Origin of the sequence: Lysinibacillus contaminans, assembly GCF_001278945.1 — a bacterium.
Taxonomy (GTDB): Bacteria; Bacillota; Bacilli; order Bacillales_A; family Planococcaceae; genus Lysinibacillus; species Lysinibacillus contaminans.
The window spans coordinates 1,053,266-1,070,048 of the sequence record NZ_LGRV01000003.1; the positions used below are offsets into that span (position 1 = coordinate 1,053,266).

Annotated in this window: 21 protein-coding genes and 1 pseudogene; 17 read left to right on the top strand and 5 right to left on the bottom strand. The window is 34.8% G+C overall.

The genetic code is table 11. The annotated features are described in order from the left end of the window. Window positions 1-194: 194 nt before the first annotated feature. Window positions 195-581, bottom strand: a complete 387-nt coding sequence (locus tag AEA09_RS07350; protein ID WP_053583220.1) for a site-specific integrase — start codon at window positions 579-581, stop codon at window positions 195-197. Between the two features lie 194 nt (window positions 582-775). Here AEA09_RS07350 and AEA09_RS07355 point away from each other — a divergent pair, with 194 nt between their 5' ends. The 5 genes and pseudogenes from AEA09_RS07355 to AEA09_RS20090 all read left to right on the top strand — a co-directional run bounded on the left by AEA09_RS07355 (window position 776) and on the right by AEA09_RS20090 (window position 3,233). Beyond that, window positions 776-1,141, top strand: a complete 366-nt coding sequence (locus AEA09_RS07355; protein ID WP_211263236.1) for a cupin domain-containing protein — start codon at window positions 776-778, stop codon at window positions 1,139-1,141. Between the two features lie 333 nt (window positions 1,142-1,474). After that, window positions 1,475-1,579 (top strand): annotated as a pseudogene (locus AEA09_RS20605) (sporulation protein Cse60); the annotation flags it as partial. Between the two features lie 94 nt (window positions 1,580-1,673). After that, window positions 1,674-1,883, top strand: coding sequence for a hypothetical protein (locus tag AEA09_RS07360; protein ID WP_053583221.1), 210 nt, complete (start codon window positions 1,674-1,676; stop codon window positions 1,881-1,883). A 483-nt stretch (window positions 1,884-2,366) separates the two neighbouring features. Continuing rightward, on the top strand, window positions 2,367-3,023 hold the full coding sequence (locus AEA09_RS07365) for a hypothetical protein (RefSeq protein WP_053583222.1): 657 nt from the start codon (window positions 2,367-2,369) through the stop codon (window positions 3,021-3,023). A gap of 48 nt (window positions 3,024-3,071) precedes the next feature. Beyond that, window positions 3,072-3,233, top strand: coding sequence for a hypothetical protein (locus AEA09_RS20090; protein WP_169778064.1), 162 nt, complete (start codon window positions 3,072-3,074; stop codon window positions 3,231-3,233). A gap of 71 nt (window positions 3,234-3,304) precedes the next feature. Here the strand turns inward: AEA09_RS20090 and AEA09_RS07370 are convergent, their stop codons facing one another. The 3 genes from AEA09_RS07370 to phaQ all read right to left on the bottom strand — a co-directional run bounded on the left by AEA09_RS07370 (window position 3,305) and on the right by phaQ (window position 4,757). After that, a complete protein-coding gene (locus AEA09_RS07370; RefSeq protein ID WP_053583223.1) occupies window positions 3,305-3,709 on the bottom strand; it encodes a MaoC family dehydratase in 405 nt (134 codons plus the stop codon). Between the two features lie 54 nt (window positions 3,710-3,763). Then, a complete protein-coding gene (locus tag AEA09_RS07375; RefSeq protein ID WP_053583224.1) occupies window positions 3,764-4,267 on the bottom strand; it encodes a hypothetical protein in 504 nt (167 codons plus the stop codon). A 79-nt stretch (window positions 4,268-4,346) separates the two neighbouring features. Then, a complete protein-coding gene (gene phaQ / locus AEA09_RS07380; RefSeq protein ID WP_053583225.1) occupies window positions 4,347-4,757 on the bottom strand; it encodes a poly-beta-hydroxybutyrate-responsive repressor in 411 nt (136 codons plus the stop codon). A gap of 533 nt (window positions 4,758-5,290) precedes the next feature. Here phaQ and AEA09_RS07385 point away from each other — a divergent pair. From AEA09_RS07385 to AEA09_RS07430, 10 genes are all read left to right on the top strand, one after another. Next, complete coding sequence (locus AEA09_RS07385) at window positions 5,291-5,782, top strand: hypothetical protein (RefSeq protein WP_053583226.1); 492 nt, start codon at window positions 5,291-5,293, stop codon at window positions 5,780-5,782. A gap of 52 nt (window positions 5,783-5,834) precedes the next feature. Then, the gene (gene fabG / locus AEA09_RS07390) at window positions 5,835-6,617 is read left to right on the top strand and encodes a 3-oxoacyl-[acyl-carrier-protein] reductase (RefSeq protein WP_053583227.1); all 783 of its coding nucleotides are present in this window, start codon (window positions 5,835-5,837) and stop codon (window positions 6,615-6,617) included. A 67-nt stretch (window positions 6,618-6,684) separates the two neighbouring features. Next, on the top strand, window positions 6,685-7,770 hold the full coding sequence (gene phaC / locus AEA09_RS07395) for a class III poly(R)-hydroxyalkanoic acid synthase subunit PhaC (RefSeq protein WP_053583228.1): 1,086 nt from the start codon (window positions 6,685-6,687) through the stop codon (window positions 7,768-7,770). A 245-nt stretch (window positions 7,771-8,015) separates the two neighbouring features. Then, window positions 8,016-8,483 carry a hypothetical protein gene (locus tag AEA09_RS07400; RefSeq protein ID WP_053583229.1) on the top strand — a complete coding sequence of 156 codons (468 nt, stop codon included), beginning with the start codon at window positions 8,016-8,018 and terminating at the stop codon, window positions 8,481-8,483. Between the two features lie 226 nt (window positions 8,484-8,709). Continuing rightward, window positions 8,710-9,219 carry a hypothetical protein gene (locus tag AEA09_RS07405; RefSeq protein ID WP_053583230.1) on the top strand — a complete coding sequence of 170 codons (510 nt, stop codon included), beginning with the start codon at window positions 8,710-8,712 and terminating at the stop codon, window positions 9,217-9,219. 736 nt (window positions 9,220-9,955) lie between these two features. Continuing rightward, on the top strand, window positions 9,956-10,744 hold the full coding sequence (locus AEA09_RS07410; protein ID WP_053584643.1) for a lipid II flippase Amj family protein: 789 nt from the start codon (window positions 9,956-9,958) through the stop codon (window positions 10,742-10,744). 84 nt (window positions 10,745-10,828) lie between these two features. Continuing rightward, window positions 10,829-11,440 (top strand): hypothetical protein, encoded by a 612-nt coding sequence (locus AEA09_RS07415; RefSeq protein WP_053583231.1) that lies wholly within the window; start codon window positions 10,829-10,831, stop codon window positions 11,438-11,440. A gap of 321 nt (window positions 11,441-11,761) precedes the next feature. After that, the gene (locus AEA09_RS07420) at window positions 11,762-12,112 is read left to right on the top strand and encodes a hypothetical protein (protein ID WP_053583232.1); all 351 of its coding nucleotides are present in this window, start codon (window positions 11,762-11,764) and stop codon (window positions 12,110-12,112) included. A gap of 247 nt (window positions 12,113-12,359) precedes the next feature. Next, window positions 12,360-13,292, top strand: a complete 933-nt coding sequence (locus AEA09_RS07425) for a hypothetical protein (RefSeq protein ID WP_053583233.1) — start codon at window positions 12,360-12,362, stop codon at window positions 13,290-13,292. A gap of 8 nt (window positions 13,293-13,300) precedes the next feature. Beyond that, on the top strand, window positions 13,301-13,768 hold the full coding sequence (locus AEA09_RS07430) for a GNAT family N-acetyltransferase (protein ID WP_053583234.1): 468 nt from the start codon (window positions 13,301-13,303) through the stop codon (window positions 13,766-13,768). 513 nt (window positions 13,769-14,281) lie between these two features. Here AEA09_RS07430 and AEA09_RS07435 read toward each other — a convergent pair. Continuing rightward, window positions 14,282-14,557: a DUF1450 domain-containing protein gene (locus AEA09_RS07435; protein ID WP_082332588.1), complete on the bottom strand. Its 276-nt coding sequence runs from the start codon at window positions 14,555-14,557 to the stop codon at window positions 14,282-14,284. A 361-nt stretch (window positions 14,558-14,918) separates the two neighbouring features. On the opposite strand from AEA09_RS07435, the gene AEA09_RS07440 reads away from it, so the two are divergent. Further along, window positions 14,919-15,419: an HXXEE domain-containing protein gene (locus AEA09_RS07440; RefSeq protein ID WP_053583235.1), complete on the top strand. Its 501-nt coding sequence runs from the start codon at window positions 14,919-14,921 to the stop codon at window positions 15,417-15,419. Window positions 15,420-15,585: 166 nt separating this feature from the next. Then, window positions 15,586-16,755, top strand: a complete 1,170-nt coding sequence (ccsB, locus tag AEA09_RS07445) for a c-type cytochrome biogenesis protein CcsB (protein ID WP_053583236.1) — start codon at window positions 15,586-15,588, stop codon at window positions 16,753-16,755. The last annotated feature ends 28 nt before the right edge of the window (window positions 16,756-16,783 follow it).

Consider the following 16,783-nt stretch of genomic DNA (forward strand, 5'->3'; position numbering starts at 1 on the left):
TTGCATAATTCAGATGATGTTTGTTCAGTTACTCAATACATTTTAGGATCCTCTGCCATTCATCCCCACCTGAAAAAGGTAAGATGATGAGACTTTTGAGTAATACAAGACTACCACTGGGGTAATCTATTAGAGATTAGCTCCACTTTCGATAGCACGGTCAAATGTATCTATAATTTTATCTGCCATCTCCCTCAATAAATGCCGTATGTTGTATAAATCATTTCAGGTGTGGTTTCCCAATCGGCCTCCCTGGTACACCGTCTTTCATTAATATAGTAGCGTGTGAGTACCTGAGAGAATGCACGTTGAACAATTCTTTTAAAGCCTTTGTGAAGAGTTGTCAGTGGCATAGGTAACATACTTTCTAATAAAAGGAATACATAATCCTCATCCTTTAACTTTTTCCCGAATGACAACAAATTTTCTTTGATTCCTTTTTGATAACGAATTAACTGATCAATGCCATTCTTACCAACTTTGATTTTACGTGCACTATTTTTTGTTTTAGTTGTTCCAGTACCGTGTCTTGTTCGATTCCGAATAATAGTAATGGTCTGCTTTTCAAAGTCAATATCCACCCACTGGAGACCTAAGGTAATGACGATGGAAAAAGTATGTTGGACATTTAGTCAGTTCTTAATCGGTGGTGGTTTAGGTAATACAAACAAAATAAAAGTAAAACCAATCTGTCGTCTGAATTAATTTAGGTGATACTATTAACAGGATTTGTTATGTTATACTTAAAATAACTAATAGTTTTGGAGGGATAACAGTGATTGAAAAAGTAAATCTTATGTCCAAGTTTGACCTGATTCAAGAGTATTATCAGCCTAAGAGTATTGCAAATGTAAATGATTCAGCATTTAAAATAGTAAAACTAAAAGGTGATTTCATATGGCATCACCACGACGAATCTGATGAATTATTTTTAGTTATTAAAGGGCAAATGAAAATAAAAATAAAAGATCAAGATGATATACATTTGAGTGAGGGTGAATTAGTTGTTATCCCAAAAGGAGTTGAACATATGCCGGTAGTTGAAGAAGAAGCTTATGTTGCTCTTATTGAGCCATATGAATTGTTAAATACCGGTAATGTGCAAAGTGAACGATCTGTATATAACGTTGAAACAATATAAAACGTTATCTAAATCCAGCTTGTTTCGAAATAATATAGTTTCACATTAAAACAAAATTTTTAGTAAGAAAAACGGTCGAAGTATTAAGACTATCATGGTATAAAAGTTTTGTGAGAAGCAGAAAAAATAAATGAATTATCAATTAACTCATACTAATCAATAAGCTTTTTAGTCACGTTCAGTGAGCGTGGCTTTTTTTATTTTGATTTATAATAGTTACAATCACTTTCTTTCGCATTATGATTAGAATGAAGGGAAGTGAAAGGGATGACTAAAGTTAAAGTTATTGATAGTCGTAAAAAAGATGATTTCGAAAACTAAGTTAACAAATCATTAAAAGAACTTCAAAGTCATGAAATTATTGATATTAAGTATTCCGCTAGTGTTTTGAATAGCTTTGGTTTTCTAGTTTATTCAGCCATGATAATCTACAAGTAACGAATACATAAAGTCGCACTCACTACAAGTTGTGAATTTTTGTTATGAAACTTTTTCCATGAATATTCGTAAGTTATTCAAGGGGGGATTTGACTTGACTAAAATTTATATGATGTCAATTACTAAAGGGATAGATGGTCAAGAATGTGAACAGAAGGTTAAAGAAAAAGTGTTTGAGAAAAAATCGGAACTAAAAGAGTATTTGAAAAAAGAAGGATATTGTAAGGAATCGAAAAATCAATATGTAAAAGTTAGTGAAGAATCCATATATGTTGCAGAAATCGAAAAAATAAAAGTTAAATAATTGTATTTGAGTCACGTTCGATTGGAGCGTCCCTTTTCTATTGTGTCAGATTTGTAGTGTTGGTATATACTTCCGGTTACTTCTTATTTACAATTGTATATGGGAAGGCGAAAGATATGACATCAAAAATTATTGGTATGAACGAAGATAAAGGAACTACTTAAATGAACAATGCTACTTATATTTCGTAGTGTGCAACCTCATTAATTTACTTGGAGAAAAACACAACACCTAAATGATTGTCATTCACATAAGCCCTATTCACGCGCATATGTGAATGGGATTTTTTTATGGCTGCATGAGGTTTAGGCGGATAGAATCCTAAAAGTGACGGACAAAAAAATAGAATAAAGTAAGTATTTTATCCATTCCGCACATAAAGATGAATACTTTTGAAAATTAGCAGTCTTTTAAACATACTATTTAAATGATACTGTTGTCCGTAAGGTGATCATAAATTTGAATAAGTAGGAGAGGTGACGAATGATAAAAAATGGGTATTTTTTTGCCATAGCAATTGTTCTATTACTAATCTGTATGGTGCTAACAGTGCCATTCCCAGATGCATTGAATACTGAGCGAGGTGTATCGGTACTTAATGTACTTATCCAAACAAACAATGGCTATCAAAAGGACGGAATCTTAACGGTTCTATTACTCATCGCAAGCCTATGTTTTTTAGTAAAGGCAGTCAAAAGACATCAGGTGATCTTAGTTATTTCTGCAATTATATGTTTCATCTTTGTGCCTTCTATTTTAGTGAATGTCTATCAATACACTTTAGCAAAAGGCATTGATGCTATTTCTTATGATGTGGATAAAAGTGATTGTCGGTTTAAAATGGTGGATGATTTCACGTTGAAAGGGGCATGTCGTTTACCACTTCAAAATTTGAGCTCAGAGGACGTCACGTTCAATATTGAATTTTATGAAAACTATTGGTATGAGGACGACGTACGAATGGTGTCATTAATGAATGAAAGTGCGCCGTATGAAGTGACACTTAGGGGCAAACAGAAAAAGTGGGTAAGGGTTGAGACGCTCATTGATGTTTCACAAATCGAGAACCATATTGAGAATGGTACGGTATCGGGCGTCCATATAATCATTGATGGAGGAGTGCAAAAAAGAAAGCTCTAACGTCTAGAAAGTATGTAAAGAAGTTTGGTCAATAGAGGGGGAACTGGTATGGGAATTAGTTTTTTTAGCATTCTGCCATTGCTATTGTTTTATGTATTGCCGATTGGATTTGTAATTTGGTTTGCATTCACAATTGTAAGGCTGCAAAAAGAGAAAAATGAGATTTTACAATCGATTGCAGACAAGTTAGATTCAAATGAAAAGAAGTAACTCAATTGCAATATAAAAGTAGACGATTGTGCCAGAATAAACTGGAAACACAATCGTCTACTTTTGTTTAATCATTTCATAACAACTGCTTCACCATCTACTACAATTACATTCAATTGGTTTTTGACAATTGTTCGGAGACGGATTATTTTTTTTCGATCTTTTTTTTCTAATACTTCAACTTCAGCTGTTACAGTATCGCCAATTTTGACAGGTGCTTTAAAATCTAAATTTTGTGACAAATAAATTGTATCCGTTCCAGGGAGTTTTGTCCCTAGCACTGCCGATATGAATCCCGCTGTTAGGATTCCATGTGCGACACGTTCTTTAAATACGGTTTGATTGGCATATTCAGAATTTATATGGACCGGGTTAAAGTCACCTGTTATTCCTGCAAATTGATAGACATCTGATTCGGAAATAGTTTTTGTAAAACTAGCCTTATCGCCTATTTGAATATCTTCATAGTTGGGCACTTTCTTAAAACCTCCAAATTCAGCCTGTAGAAGGGGTGTAGCTCGATAGGGAATTTAAGCTTTAGTAGGATTTACTATTCCTTTATGAGTTGCCTTCATTTGTACAGTCAATTCTTCTATTTTTTTGAAATTTTCAGTACGATCTTTTTGCTGACTATCTAGCGCTTTTTTCATAGCCGATTCGACTTGATTTTGTGATTCGATGAATAAATCCAATATTGCATGGCTTGGATTCCATGAAAGCAATTGGACTCTTTCCGTAATGTCTTGAATGTTGTTCAACCACTCAGAAACTTGCTCACCTTGGTTTAGATTATTTTGTTTCACAGTACTTTGGACTTTCTCATTCCAGTCTTTTGTAATTTTTTTCGACTCTTCCTCAAACGTGCTTAATGTCTTTACTGAAAAGTCGAGTAGTTCCTTTTGATAAGAGAACGCTTGTAATGCTTTTTGTTGCACATCCTCTTGGAAATTTTGTACGGTTTTAAGGTTGTTTAGCCAACCGTCCCAGATTAAATCCACTTGATTACCAGCTTTTGTTTCTTGTACTTTTGTCATCAATAATTCCTCCTTTAACTTGGTTCCATAAATTCATGAAATATATAATGAATGCAAATTATTGCATAACATTCCAGCTTTAGTCGTTGTCATCCTTTTTTTGAGGAGGAGATCTATACGGGGTGAAAAAAGGATTATACAAATTGAAAAACTGGTCCAACATTTTTTGATAATGACTCAGTGATCCAGCCCATACTTCCAAATACTGTTCTCCGGCTTCTGTTATTGAATAAATTCGCTTAGCAGGGCCACCTGACGTAACATCCCACTCGGAGGTAACCAGTGCATCTTTTTCAAGTTGTCGCAGCATACGATAAAAATTCCCTTGATCTACAGACTCGACTCCAAACTGCATAATCTTTTCCATTAACTCATAGCCATGGCTATTCCAATCACGTAAATGTAACAACATGATTGGAATAAGGAAATTTTTGGGCGTACCCATATTTGTAGTTTTGCTTTTCTTTGTTTCTTCTGGTTTGTGTCCCATCGTTATCCACCTACCTAATGTAAAAATACTTATACATGTAAATTACACCTATGTGTTTCTTTTGTCAACTTTAGGAAATAAAGTTAAAATATATTTAAATAAAGTTAAATTTTTTCTAAAAATGTTTTGGTACTCAGTTGCTATATTAGACGTTTAATATAAAAAAAATAGCAAATTGAAAATATTGTAGATACCAAAAGAACTGATTTATAAGAGAACTGTCATAGTTTTACATTTACTTTCATAAATATATAAATAGCAACATAAACATGTAATTTGAGGTAAATGCTGAATCTTAAAAATGTTGCTTGATGTAATTTTTTTTGTGCTTAATACATAGTCTAAGTCTTGGGTCAGATTCAAATTCAGTTTGGCTTTCCCGAAAAACACAGTTCAATCATTTAGAACGCGAATTTATTTAGAGACATAAAGGACAATGTTTTTTATTTTTGTAAAATATAAGAAAATAATTATAAAAATGGAAAATTTATGTTATGATTCCGAGGGTAGTTAATTTAAGGAGGTGATACTCATTGACTCAAAAAATACCATTTGAACCTTTTACAATGTGGAAGGATATGTATGAACATACGGAAAAGGCTTGGAATGATGTAATCCAGGATACGCTTGGAAAAGAATCTTTCTCTGAAGGGTTAGGGCAAATCCAATCAAGCTATTTGCAATATCATGAAATAATCAGTAATTTAACAGAAGCTTATTTCAAACAAGCAAATATTCCAACACGAGATGAAGTCGCAAATGTTGCTTCACTTGTCATCAACCTAGAAGGTAAAATCGATAATATTGATGATCAACTCTATGAAAATAGTGAAACAGTGACGAAAGAGATCAACCAGTTAAAACGTACTGTTGGTAGCTTGGAGAAGAAATTCGACAAGGTGTTAGAAATTCTAACGGCGCTGGATAAAAAAATACAAACAAATGAAGCAACAACACAGCCTGAGGCAAAGGTGACCTCACAATCAACACCAGTAAAACCAGATGATATAAACACAAAAAAATAATGCTTAATCCTCATTTCTTTATAACATTTACGAATTAGGAGTGATTTCAATAATGGTACATTCACAACCAAATGTTTTAGAAAAAACAGATTATGTAAAGCCTCTTGAAGGGAAAGTAGCGGTAGTCACAGGTGGATCACGTGGTATTGGTGCAGAAATTGCTAAGGTGTTAGCAAGAAATGGAGCACTAGTTGCGATTAACTATCAAAGTAGTTCGGAAAAAGCTGATGACATTATTCACGAAATTGAACAAGAAGGTGGTACTGCATTTGCATTCAAGGCAGATGTAATGGTGACTGATAATGTCCACAAATTTATTGAGGAAGTCTTAGAACGTTACGGCAAAATTGATATTCTTATCAATAATGCTGGAATTACAAGAGATAAAACATTCCGAAATATGTCAATTGAAGAATGGGAAGAAGTAATTAATGTCAATTTAAATAGTGTATTTAAGACGACATCTGAAATAATTAATCATATGATCCAACAGAAATATGGACGAATTATTAATATCAGTTCAATTATAGGTCAATCTGGTGGTTTCGGCCAAACAAACTATTCGGCTTCCAAAGCGGGGTTACTGGGCTTTACGAAATCATTAGCGCTAGAGACAGCAAAGAATGGTATTACAGTAAATGCAATTTGTCCAGGTTTCATTGAAACAGAGATGGTTGCTGCAATGCCAGATAATGTGAAAGAATCTATAATAGCCAAAGTACCAATGCGACGTTTAGGGCAAACCGATGAAGTTGCAGAGACGGTTTTATTCCTAATTAAGTCGAGCTACATTACAGGTCAAGAAATCAATGTAAATGGCGGATTGTATATGTAACAAATGGTAAGGGCTTCCTAGAGAAGCTCTTTTTGTGAGTGAATGATACTGAAGGAGAGATTATTCGATGAATCTTGGTACGAAAGAGTTGGAAGATTGGTTCAACCAAATGCAAGGCGAATCTAAAAAAAGCTACAATCGTTTCAAACGTGTGACAGAAGTCATTACAACTGAACCTGAGCCCCAAGTTGGTCAGACACCTAAAGAAGTCATCTGGACAAAAAACAAATCTAAACTATATCGTTATCAGCCTGCTGTGAAGAAAACGAATAAAGTTCCAATTCTCATGATATATGCCCTGATCAATAAACCATATATATTGGACCTTTATCCGGGCAACAGCTTAATCGAACATTTAACGAATAAGGGCCATGATGTCTATTTGTTAGATTGGGGAACAGCTGGCCATGAAGATCGACATATGAAACTAGACGATTATATACTGGATTATTTACCACGTGCTGTAAAAAAAGTGCTCCAGACTTCTGGGGCGAAGGAAATCTCTCTTCTCGGCTATTGCATGGGTGGGACAATGACGGCTATTTTCACTGCTCTTCATCCAGAATTGCCGATTCGTAATCTAATTTTATTAACGAGCCCAATTGATTTTGAAGATGCTGGGCACTATTCAAACTGGTTAGATAAACGATACTTCAACCTAGATAAGCTAGTCGATACGCTTGGTAATGTACCTTTTGAAATGATCGATTATGGCAATAAACTGCTAAGTCCAATTTCGAATGTGTATGGGCCATATATCAGCCTTGCCGATCGTGTAGAGAATGAAGATTTCGTATTAAACTGGAAGCTAATGCAAAAATGGCTTAACGATGGAATCCCGTTCCCAGGTGAATCATACAGACAATGGATTGGCGAATTTTATCAAGAAAATAAATTGATCAGAGATGAACTCTATATCCGCGGACACAAAGTGGAACTATCCAAAATTAAAGCCAACCTGTTAAATATTGTCGCAACGCGTGACAATATTGTTCTACCACAACAGATTGAGCCACTGAATGACAAAGTTTCTAGCAAAAATAAAACATTACACCATGTAAATACTGGTCATGTATCCGTTGTAACTGGAAGGAAAGCCATTAACGAAATCCATCCTTTCATAGAAAATTGGCTGACAGAAGCTTCAGTATAAGGCGGTAGTCAAGTAGCGGGACAAAGGATACTAACATAATTGTGTATAAGGCACATCTAAAATACGTAGTCAGAAAGACAAAAGGTGATTGTTGCCTAGTCATTTCTGGCTACTTTTTTGTTGAGGATAAAATTAACAAGCCAGATTTTCTCTTTAAACATTCATATTTAGTGATTAAGAACATAGTGATTCCACTACCTAAGATTTCCGGCTATACTTGTTCAGAAGTGCGAAGGAGGAATCAGATGAAAAAAATACTATTTTTATTGATATTTAGTATTTTCATTGTTGGAGCGGTAGGTATAATTTATTTGAAAAGTAATCCGCCACTCGTTATAAATGGCTATAAAAGTTTTGACGACAATGCAAAAATAAGACTAATTGAGATTGAAAATAAAGGAATAAGAGAGTTGCAATTACAAAATGTAGTTGTTAACGATGGTCTGCCTGAAAATGCTGAACTGGTGGTGAGCAAGGCGGAGCAGCTAGAAACAGATGTACCAAATGATCCAAACATCACGTTCCACGGTATTAAGCAGATAAAACTGTTTCCAAGCAGATACATAGATCGAAAAGCAGTTGGTAAGTTGCCACAACATTTTGGCTTGAAGATTGAAGCTACAGATATTCAAAAAATTACAATCCACTATAAATATTTAAAAATTCCGTTTACATTATCTGTTGAATTGAAAACAGTTGAACAGAATACATAAGTTATTAAATGGACAATAGAAAAGGCAAGAATTTCATAGTAAATGAAAAGGTGGAGGCAGTTGGCTTTCATCTTTTTTAAAATCGAAAAATTTCTGTCTGGTACAATCCCCATTTTTACACTAGCAAATGCAATTTATTAATAAACTATATTATAAAAATATTCAGAAAATTCTTGAATGTGTTAAGATGTAATTGGTAGTATTTACAATTGTTAGGGGGATTAAGATGGAGCAATTAATAGTAATAATAGCGCTTGTAATTCTTATCTTTTGTGTAGTGTTAATGGTCTTATTCAAATCTTCTAAGGAACAAACAAAATTTCAAGTAAAAGCCATATACGAAGGGGTAAATGAACTAGGACAAGTCGTCATGAAAGTACTTTTTACCTTTTCAGTTGGGAAACTATCGACTAGCAATAAGGAAATGCTTGCGCATATAAAGTGGTCAGAGGGATGGAAGCCAGTTAGATATAGTATTAAAGAGAATGGAGCATATAGAGAGGACAGTTTGTTGTCATCAGATTTGAATGAGTCTTTTCTTACTTTTGCAATAGATGATACGAATGCGGTAGACAAAAATGGTGCTGGGGAGGGCTATGTTATGTTTACGTTAGATTGCCCTTCTATTGCGTCCAAATCAACCGTAGCCATGATCATCGATATCCATACCAATAAGGTTGCTTATCAATTATCTGATTCTACTAGCTGGGATAATGAGTTTGTCGTAAGTAATTAAATAAGTGATCAGGTAGCTATTTGTATGAGGAATCTCGCGAATAGCTATTTTTCTTTTGAAAGTCTGGAAGAGAAAGGGCTCATCAGTAAAAGGAGTGGTGGATTCTACGGTTATTAGGGTAATCAGCGCTCCAAGGGAGTAAATCAGCACTCAAATGAAAAATTCAGCGTTCCGAGAGGGGAAATCAGCACTCAAATGAAAAATTCAGTGTTCGGAGGAGATAATTCAGCACTCAAATGGAAAATTCAGCGTTCCAAGGGAGTAATTCAGCACTCAAAAGAATATTTCAGTGTTTCCAAAGGTTATTCAGCAATTTTAGTAATATATCAGGATGGATACGGCATGTAGTTTTTTAATAATTTGAATTCCTGAATTTTTTCCATCGAAAGTTACTGTGATGAAGCAGTGAGATGGAAAATAGGATCTTAAAGGAACTTATTTAGATGCAATTCGTAGAATATAGAAATAGGAGCGTGTCAGTCTTTAATTCTCTAGTCTATTAGAAAATTATGATGCGTTACACCGCTTTTTGCAAAATCAGAGAAATTCCATCATCTGTGGAGAAGCAAATTCCCTCCAAATATCAATGTATATGTTGATATGAAAGTAATTCCATATTCAGTAACAGTTGAAGGGGAACAATCGGGAACTTTAGCATGTGAAGTTTTAATAAAAAACAGATAGAAAACAAAAAAGAAGGTAAAAGAATTTGGACTTACTAACAGAAAAGCTACTCATGATTTCATTATTTATTTTAATCATCCATTCCATCGAAACACTAGCTTATGCAGTGAGGTTATCTGGTGCACGGGTAAAACTATTAGCTTCAGCCCTATCTCTATTTAATATAATGGTGATGGTATCGAGATTGGCGAATATGATGCAGCAACCCTTTACAGGAAGTTTGGTTGATACTGCACCGAAAGAAAATGCGCTAGAATTTATTGAACAACAGTATCGTATTATTATTGGTTTTGCTTCAATTGGTACACTGATAGGCATTCTTTTGTTACCGACTTTTGTAGCCATTTTTTCACGTGCAATTATACATTTGTCGGAGGAAAGGGGTTCTATGCCAGCTTTATTGAAGAAAGGTTTGAGTCTTGAATATTTTAAACGAGGCATTAAACATATTCATCTGCCGAGTTTTACATACTTGAAGGGCATTAGTTGGCGAGATATTCCGCTGAAATTATTTATTATTAATATAATCATTACAGCTATTTACACGATAGGAGTGCTGTCTGCGTTATATGCTGCATTGTTGGTCCCTGAAAGAGCAATAACTGCCACTATGGCTTCGGGACTCATCAACGGTATTGCTACGATGCTATTGATCATATTTATTGATCCTAAAATTTCAATTCTTGCAGATGATGTCATAAATCAGAGAGGAAGCTATCTCGAACTTAAGCGGGCTTCAGTGATGATGATGAGTTCACGATTATTAGGGACATTGCTCGCTCAAGCTTTGTTTATTCCTGGTGCCAAATATATTGCGTGGTTTACTCAATTTATCGCATAAGGCTTTAATGAAATTAATTACAATTATATTCTTTTGGTGTTAGGATTACGGTATAGAATTTAATGGTAATTGAGGAGGAACAATATGAACCACTCATCATTTGAACGTCCGACAGAGCATTACGATAAACGACTGTCCCCAATCGATGAACAAATTTGTGCGCTTTTAAAACAACGCAAATATATATCGAATAATAATCCAGGTTTTCCACCAGATGAATCAATCTCAAACTGGGCTAAAAAATATGAACTTTATGAAGACTACCTCAAAACATTATTCGGGACAATGAGAATGGAGGAGCAACTTAAACCTCGTATTGAACCGGCTGGATTTAGAAAGCATCTACCTGTTTTAAAATCGCTTGAAATTGATGATCGCCACTATACGGTAACCTTTATCCGCCAATATGAAAATGCTAGCGTCTTACAACTCCTTATCGATTGGGATGGTACAAATGATCCTCCAATCCATCTGGATCGTAAGTTTTCTCGCAATCATTTTGAACTTTTTTTAGGCGAACAATACGAATGTCGGCAGGAAAGTGGAGGGGGTTCAACAGGACATTATAGGTACAAATTTGTTGTTTCACCGCCGTTACCCGACGATATTTCAGGTTTAGAATTTACTTTTAAAGAGTATAGCGACGTCTATGGGGATAAACCAACAGGACTAGAGATCAGCATGCAAGTAGAATAGGTTTGCTTACAAGGGTCTTAGTTGAGTGTGCAGCTAAGGTCCTGTTGAATTTTAAAAATGATGAAGAATCGGATAAATAAATGTTTGAAAGATTTCATTCAAAATTCAAATGATCAATTAAAGGGCTATTTAACCAAACTGAGTAAATAAATCTTTAGATTCGATGGCTCTATTAATTGATCAATCGTGATGCAGTTATAGTGTGTTCCTCATTATAATCAATTTATAGACCTACACTATTATTTGTTTGAGACCTACTCTATTTGCGCATAATTTGAGTATTAATCAACCCGTGAATTTGATAATCCGGAGGGAAAAGAAATGAAAAAAGTGTATTTACTACTTCTGATGCTTGTTGTTCTCGCTGGATGTGGCTTGGTAAATCAAGAAGTGCATTATGTAGCGAAAAGTAGCCATTGGAAGGCGGTTTATCATAGCAATACAGGAGATGGCTTAATGTTAATTTACCTTGATGATGGGCAAGAAGTTGGGGATATACAAATCAAGATTGAAGGAAAAAAAGAAGCTCTTTCCATATCGGATGCGCGAGTAAACGAAGAAGGGAAAATAATTATACAGAAAAAAGATGTAAAAAAAATATTTAATGAGGATACTACTCCCACTATTCAAATTCAATGGCAAGGGCAAGAAGAAACTTTAGTTGTCCAGTAAGGCGTGAATTTTGCGGCTCTACATAATGGGGGTTTGGTACACTCCATGAGGGTGTACTTAACGATAATTTCACTGATCGGGTTCAGATAAATCAATTGTAATAAAAGTTGAGAATATTTGTAATAAATGGCATTATTAAATTATGTATGTTGGTTAATTATTGATGACGTTAGTTGAAATTTGACTAACGTCTTTCTTTAAATTAAAGAACGAATGCATAACACAAAGAGAAGTGGAGGGAGGCATATTGTTAAAGATAAAGCTTAGCGCAATGAGTTTTTTACTTGTTTTATGTTCGTTATTAATATTTGGTTGTGTTGAAGAAGAGCAAGTCGATTGGACGCAAACGCCTACATTTACTCATGAGGGAATACAGTTGTATGGGACGGAAGGGGCGTTTGGCATAGTAAGAGTGAATGGACATGAAAATGAACCGGATTTTCCGGCAGGCCAAGGACGACTATACGATGTGTATTTTTTAGACAGGAAGCAAGATACGCAAGAAAATGACGGAAAAAAATATAAAATGACCGCCATTCATCAAGATACAAAAGAGACAATTAAACTCTACGAATGGGATATCTGGAGTAACAAAAGTGGAGCAAAGTTTGGCTTTGATAAAGAAGGTCTTTGGGAAATTACTGTTACAATTAATGATGCTCCTGTTACAAACTTCGTTGTTCAAGCTGAAGAATTCAATCCGGAAATTCCTAACATAGATAGGCAATACGATTTTTCGTACCTTGAAGATTTGCCAAATGATAAGTTGGAAAAATATCATGAATTTTTAAACAATGGAGATACAAAAAGTTTGAAAGATTTTACACCAGAGGAAATAGTGTTAATTCATATGAATTTAGTGTTTGAACATAACACTAGCAAACTATACGCCTTAACCTACGATGGTGGCAAGCTTCCACCCTTTGAACAATTCAATACCGAATATAACCAATACTTATCTGCTGATTTTATACAAGATTATTTGATGTTTAGATACTATGATTCGATTTCCGTTAATCTGAAAGAAAGTACTCAAGATTTAAAGATTGTACAATTAGAAATTATATTCGGAAGTAATACGTATGGAATAACTTTTGCTTTAAAGCAAGAAAATGGGATTTGGAAGATTGATGTGTATCATTTAGTTGAAGTGTTAAAGAGGGGTCATTCAAAGGAGTGAATTTTACAATGCAACTTAAATTTTACGAATATTCATATAATCATTTGGTAGAACAATATCAGATTATGGAAGAACAGCTTCGTTATACGTATTCACCTAAAGATAGTATCGTATTAGTGAATAAAGATGCGGATCGACATGCTATCTTAGCATTGGAGAATGAAATGCTCGTTAGCTTTTTTGTGTTACACCAAAGGGAAGGGGTTAAACCGTATTCCTCAAATAATCAAGCCATTTTAATTCGTTCCTTCTCAACTGATTTTTATCATCAGGGTAAAGGATACGTTAAAAAGGCACTACAATTATTACCTGCCTTCGTGCAAATGCATTTTACAGATATAAATGAACTCGTTTTAGCAGTAAATATTCAAAATACAGCAGCTCAAGCTTTATATAAAACATGTGGCTTCATCGATGAGGGCGTTCGTTCGATGGGGAATAAGGGTGAATTAATTATAATGAGTGCGAATTTGTAATGTAATAAAGAAGTGCAAAATTATATATATGCATATATTCAAGAAGCGGTTTTAGCAAATAGATGAGCTGTTGGGCATGATTTTGTAACAGTAAGGAGCATGTATGATTAGCTGAAGCAGCTGGGATTTTTGCATTATCAATAATTGTGGCCGTTTGTTTTAGTTGCAACCAATCATTAAAAAAGAAGTATATCATATTGTGAATGAATACGATCATATTAATTGCACCATTATTGCCGTGGTTAGCAGGTACTCCTTTTGCGGTTCGCGTTGGATATGGATTGGCAGGAATAAGAAAAATGGTTTGTAGATTTGTGATATTCTTGGTGATTTTCCTAGTTCTTCTTTTCCAATGTGTTATTAAAAAGGAGAAAAATGAATCTAACTAGTAATGAGTTGCTAAGACACATCAAAACAGGAATAGATAGAACCAAATAGGCCTGTCCTATTTCTAAAGCAAGAACAGAGCCTATTTTACATAGTTTAAATGATCATTATTGTTTAAAATAGTCCTTAAAAAAGTGGATTATTCTTGATTTCTTCCTCAATCGCTGTAACAAGGCTTTCTGCATCTTCTGCAGTTACAACTTCTCCATTAACCACAGCAAATAATTGTTCGACACAGAGCTCGCAGTTTGATGTGCATCCGAACTCTTCTACATCGATATCTGTTCTGTTCAACATTTCGTCATAGGCATCGGCAGAGCCTTGTGCCATATTTGAGACGCAAAATTCAATCTGACACTTCAGCGGTGCCTGTTCCTTCTTTTTGAAAAATCCAAAAGCCATTTGTTATCCCCCTATGTATATGCAAGCAAACTATGAGATTTCTTTTAAAAAATTTTGCGATATTTCATGATACTAAACATACTTCGAGGTTAGTGCCGTTAATTTGATACCTAACCAATCTGTCTCGATGAAGAATCTTATCTAGTTGCAAATATAAGTGTTTTATAGAAAATATGCAAGTGAACTCTTCCTGATTGCATGGCCTATTCACAATGAAAAATTAAAAATAAATAGACGCATGATTGAAATTTGGATAGTGTTTAAATCGTAGTTCACCATCTTTTCAAGCTTAGGCTTAGTTGGTTAGATTTGGTGCTAGTAAGGACTTTTCGCAAATATTACATAAATTTGAGGTGTACATATGCTGCAATCAACACTATCAAGGTTAATCTTATTCTTTCCACTCATTTTTTTGATACATGATTTAGAGGAAATAGTAACAATTGAACAGATTCAGCTCCCTATACGACTACCATTTACCATTTCGGCTTTGGAGTTCACAATTGCATTCGTCTTTCTATGGATGATCGTAGCTGTAGGTTGTTTATATGCAGCGAACGGAAGAAGATTTCTAGGGATCAAACCGCTACCTTTCTTCTCTTTTCTGGTAGCGGGAGTGTTCTTAGCTAATGGCATTGGGCATGTCCTGCAAGCCATAGTATTTCAAAAGTATGTGGCAGGTGTCATAACAGCCATTTTCCTATTGATTCCTTATTGTATACTAGCCGTCAAAAAGCTCTACAACAAAAAGGTTCTTACAATGAAACAAATAGCCGTGTATCTACTACTTGGCTTCATAGTACAAACGCCATCTGCATTACTTGCGTTACTTGTAGGGAAAAGTGTAGTTACGTTACTTTAGTAGGGTAAGTGTATGGCAATGGCATAGATTCGCCATACATTTGTAACAATTTTGAAAAATAAGAATATTTGTCGATGTAAAGTGGCACTTCTTTTGTTATTCAACGTTCTGTTTATGAAGACTATTTTACAGGTTCTTCTAAAAAAAGACGTTGGAGGAAATCAAATTGAGTACAGAAAAGTTATTAAGTTTAAGTAGTAATTCATTATTTATTGCATTTGTTTTGTTATTACTCGCTATTTTGCCACTGGGACTTGCGGTAAAGTCGAAGGGGAAAATGTTTGAGCGAGTAGGGCTTGTACTTACAGGCTTTGCTTTTGTACTACAATTAAACTATTTCATCTTAAGGTGGATGGCTGTTGAACATGCACCAGTTAGCAATATGTATGAGTTTATGACGTTTTTCGGCATTATGTTGATTGGTAGTTTCCTAATTATTCATTATTTGTACAGGCAAATTGTCGTAGGCTTGTTTGTACTTCCTATTTCGTTGATCATTATTGGCTACGGTAGTGTTTTCACACGAGAAGTATCACCACTTGTTCCGTCACTGCAAAGTAATTGGCTGACAATACACGTTATTACCGTTGCATTTTCAAGTGCGATTTTGTCGATTTCATTTGCTACAGGGATTATTTATTTACTTCGAACGTTAGATGTACATAAGAAAACAATCAGCACACGTGCGTTGGAATTTGTCATGTACTGTTTAATTGTAACAATTGGTTTTATCGGTGCATCTACTGTGTTCAATCTTACGACGGAAGAAGTAAGTGTTCAATTTGAAAATGCACAAGGAGAAGTAGAGAAAGCTACCTATACAATGATGCCGCTCATTGTGAATAAGGGGGCAGTAACAGCTAGTGAGGAATCTGTAGGTGTTCTAGAAATACCAAATTCTATTGATGCAAAAAAATTCAATACGATTGTTTGGGCATTTATCGTAGGATCTGCATTGTATTGTGTCATTCGATTACTAACTAGAAAGAAAGTCATTGTCTTATTAAAGCCTTTGACAAACCGAGTGAATGCACCTTTAATGGATGAAATTTCATACAGAGCTGTGGTTATTGGCTTTCCTCTATTTGCATTAGGCGGGTTGCTTTTTGCTATGATTTGGGCGCAAATTGCTTGGAGCAGGTTTTGGGGTTGGGACCCGAAAGAAGTGTGGGCACTCATCACATTTTTATTTTATGCTGCATTCCTTCATTTCCGACTTTCCAAGGGCTGGGAAGGGGAGAGAACGGCTTGGCTTGCCATTATTGGATTCGGTATCATTGTCTTTAATCAAGTTTTTGTGAATTTAGTGATAGCAGGATTACATTCTTATGCATAGTTGTAGGAAGTAGTTTTATGTAAAAGTA

What these genes read in the sequence shown, in the direction of transcription:
- AEA09_RS07400 (WP_053583229.1), top strand. Translation starts at nt 8,016, where the DNA reads ATGAAAAAAATACTATTTTTATTGATATTTAGTATTTTCATTGTTGGA.
- phaC (WP_053583228.1), top strand. Translation starts at nt 6,685, where the DNA reads ATGAATCTTGGTACGAAAGAGTTGGAAGATTGGTTCAACCAAATGCAA.
- phaQ (WP_053583225.1), bottom strand. Translation starts at nt 4,757, where the DNA reads ATGGGACACAAACCAGAAGAAACAAAGAAAAGCAAAACTACAAATATG.
- AEA09_RS07440 (WP_053583235.1), top strand. Translation starts at nt 14,919, where the DNA reads ATGCTGCAATCAACACTATCAAGGTTAATCTTATTCTTTCCACTCATT.
- AEA09_RS07430 (WP_053583234.1), top strand. Translation starts at nt 13,301, where the DNA reads ATGCAACTTAAATTTTACGAATATTCATATAATCATTTGGTAGAACAA.
- AEA09_RS07435 (WP_082332588.1), bottom strand. Translation starts at nt 14,557, where the DNA reads ATGGCTTTTGGATTTTTCAAAAAGAAGGAACAGGCACCGCTGAAGTGT.
- AEA09_RS07420 (WP_053583232.1), top strand. Translation starts at nt 11,762, where the DNA reads ATGAAAAAAGTGTATTTACTACTTCTGATGCTTGTTGTTCTCGCTGGA.
- AEA09_RS07375 (WP_053583224.1), bottom strand. Translation starts at nt 4,267, where the DNA reads ATGACAAAAGTACAAGAAACAAAAGCTGGTAATCAAGTGGATTTAATC.
- AEA09_RS07365 (WP_053583222.1), top strand. Translation starts at nt 2,367, where the DNA reads ATGATAAAAAATGGGTATTTTTTTGCCATAGCAATTGTTCTATTACTA.
- fabG (WP_053583227.1), top strand. Translation starts at nt 5,835, where the DNA reads ATGGTACATTCACAACCAAATGTTTTAGAAAAAACAGATTATGTAAAG.
- AEA09_RS07410 (WP_053584643.1), top strand. Translation starts at nt 9,956, where the DNA reads ATGATTTCATTATTTATTTTAATCATCCATTCCATCGAAACACTAGCT.
- AEA09_RS07405 (WP_053583230.1), top strand. Translation starts at nt 8,710, where the DNA reads ATGGAGCAATTAATAGTAATAATAGCGCTTGTAATTCTTATCTTTTGT.
- AEA09_RS07415 (WP_053583231.1), top strand. Translation starts at nt 10,829, where the DNA reads ATGAACCACTCATCATTTGAACGTCCGACAGAGCATTACGATAAACGA.
- AEA09_RS20090 (WP_169778064.1), top strand. Translation starts at nt 3,072, where the DNA reads ATGGGAATTAGTTTTTTTAGCATTCTGCCATTGCTATTGTTTTATGTA.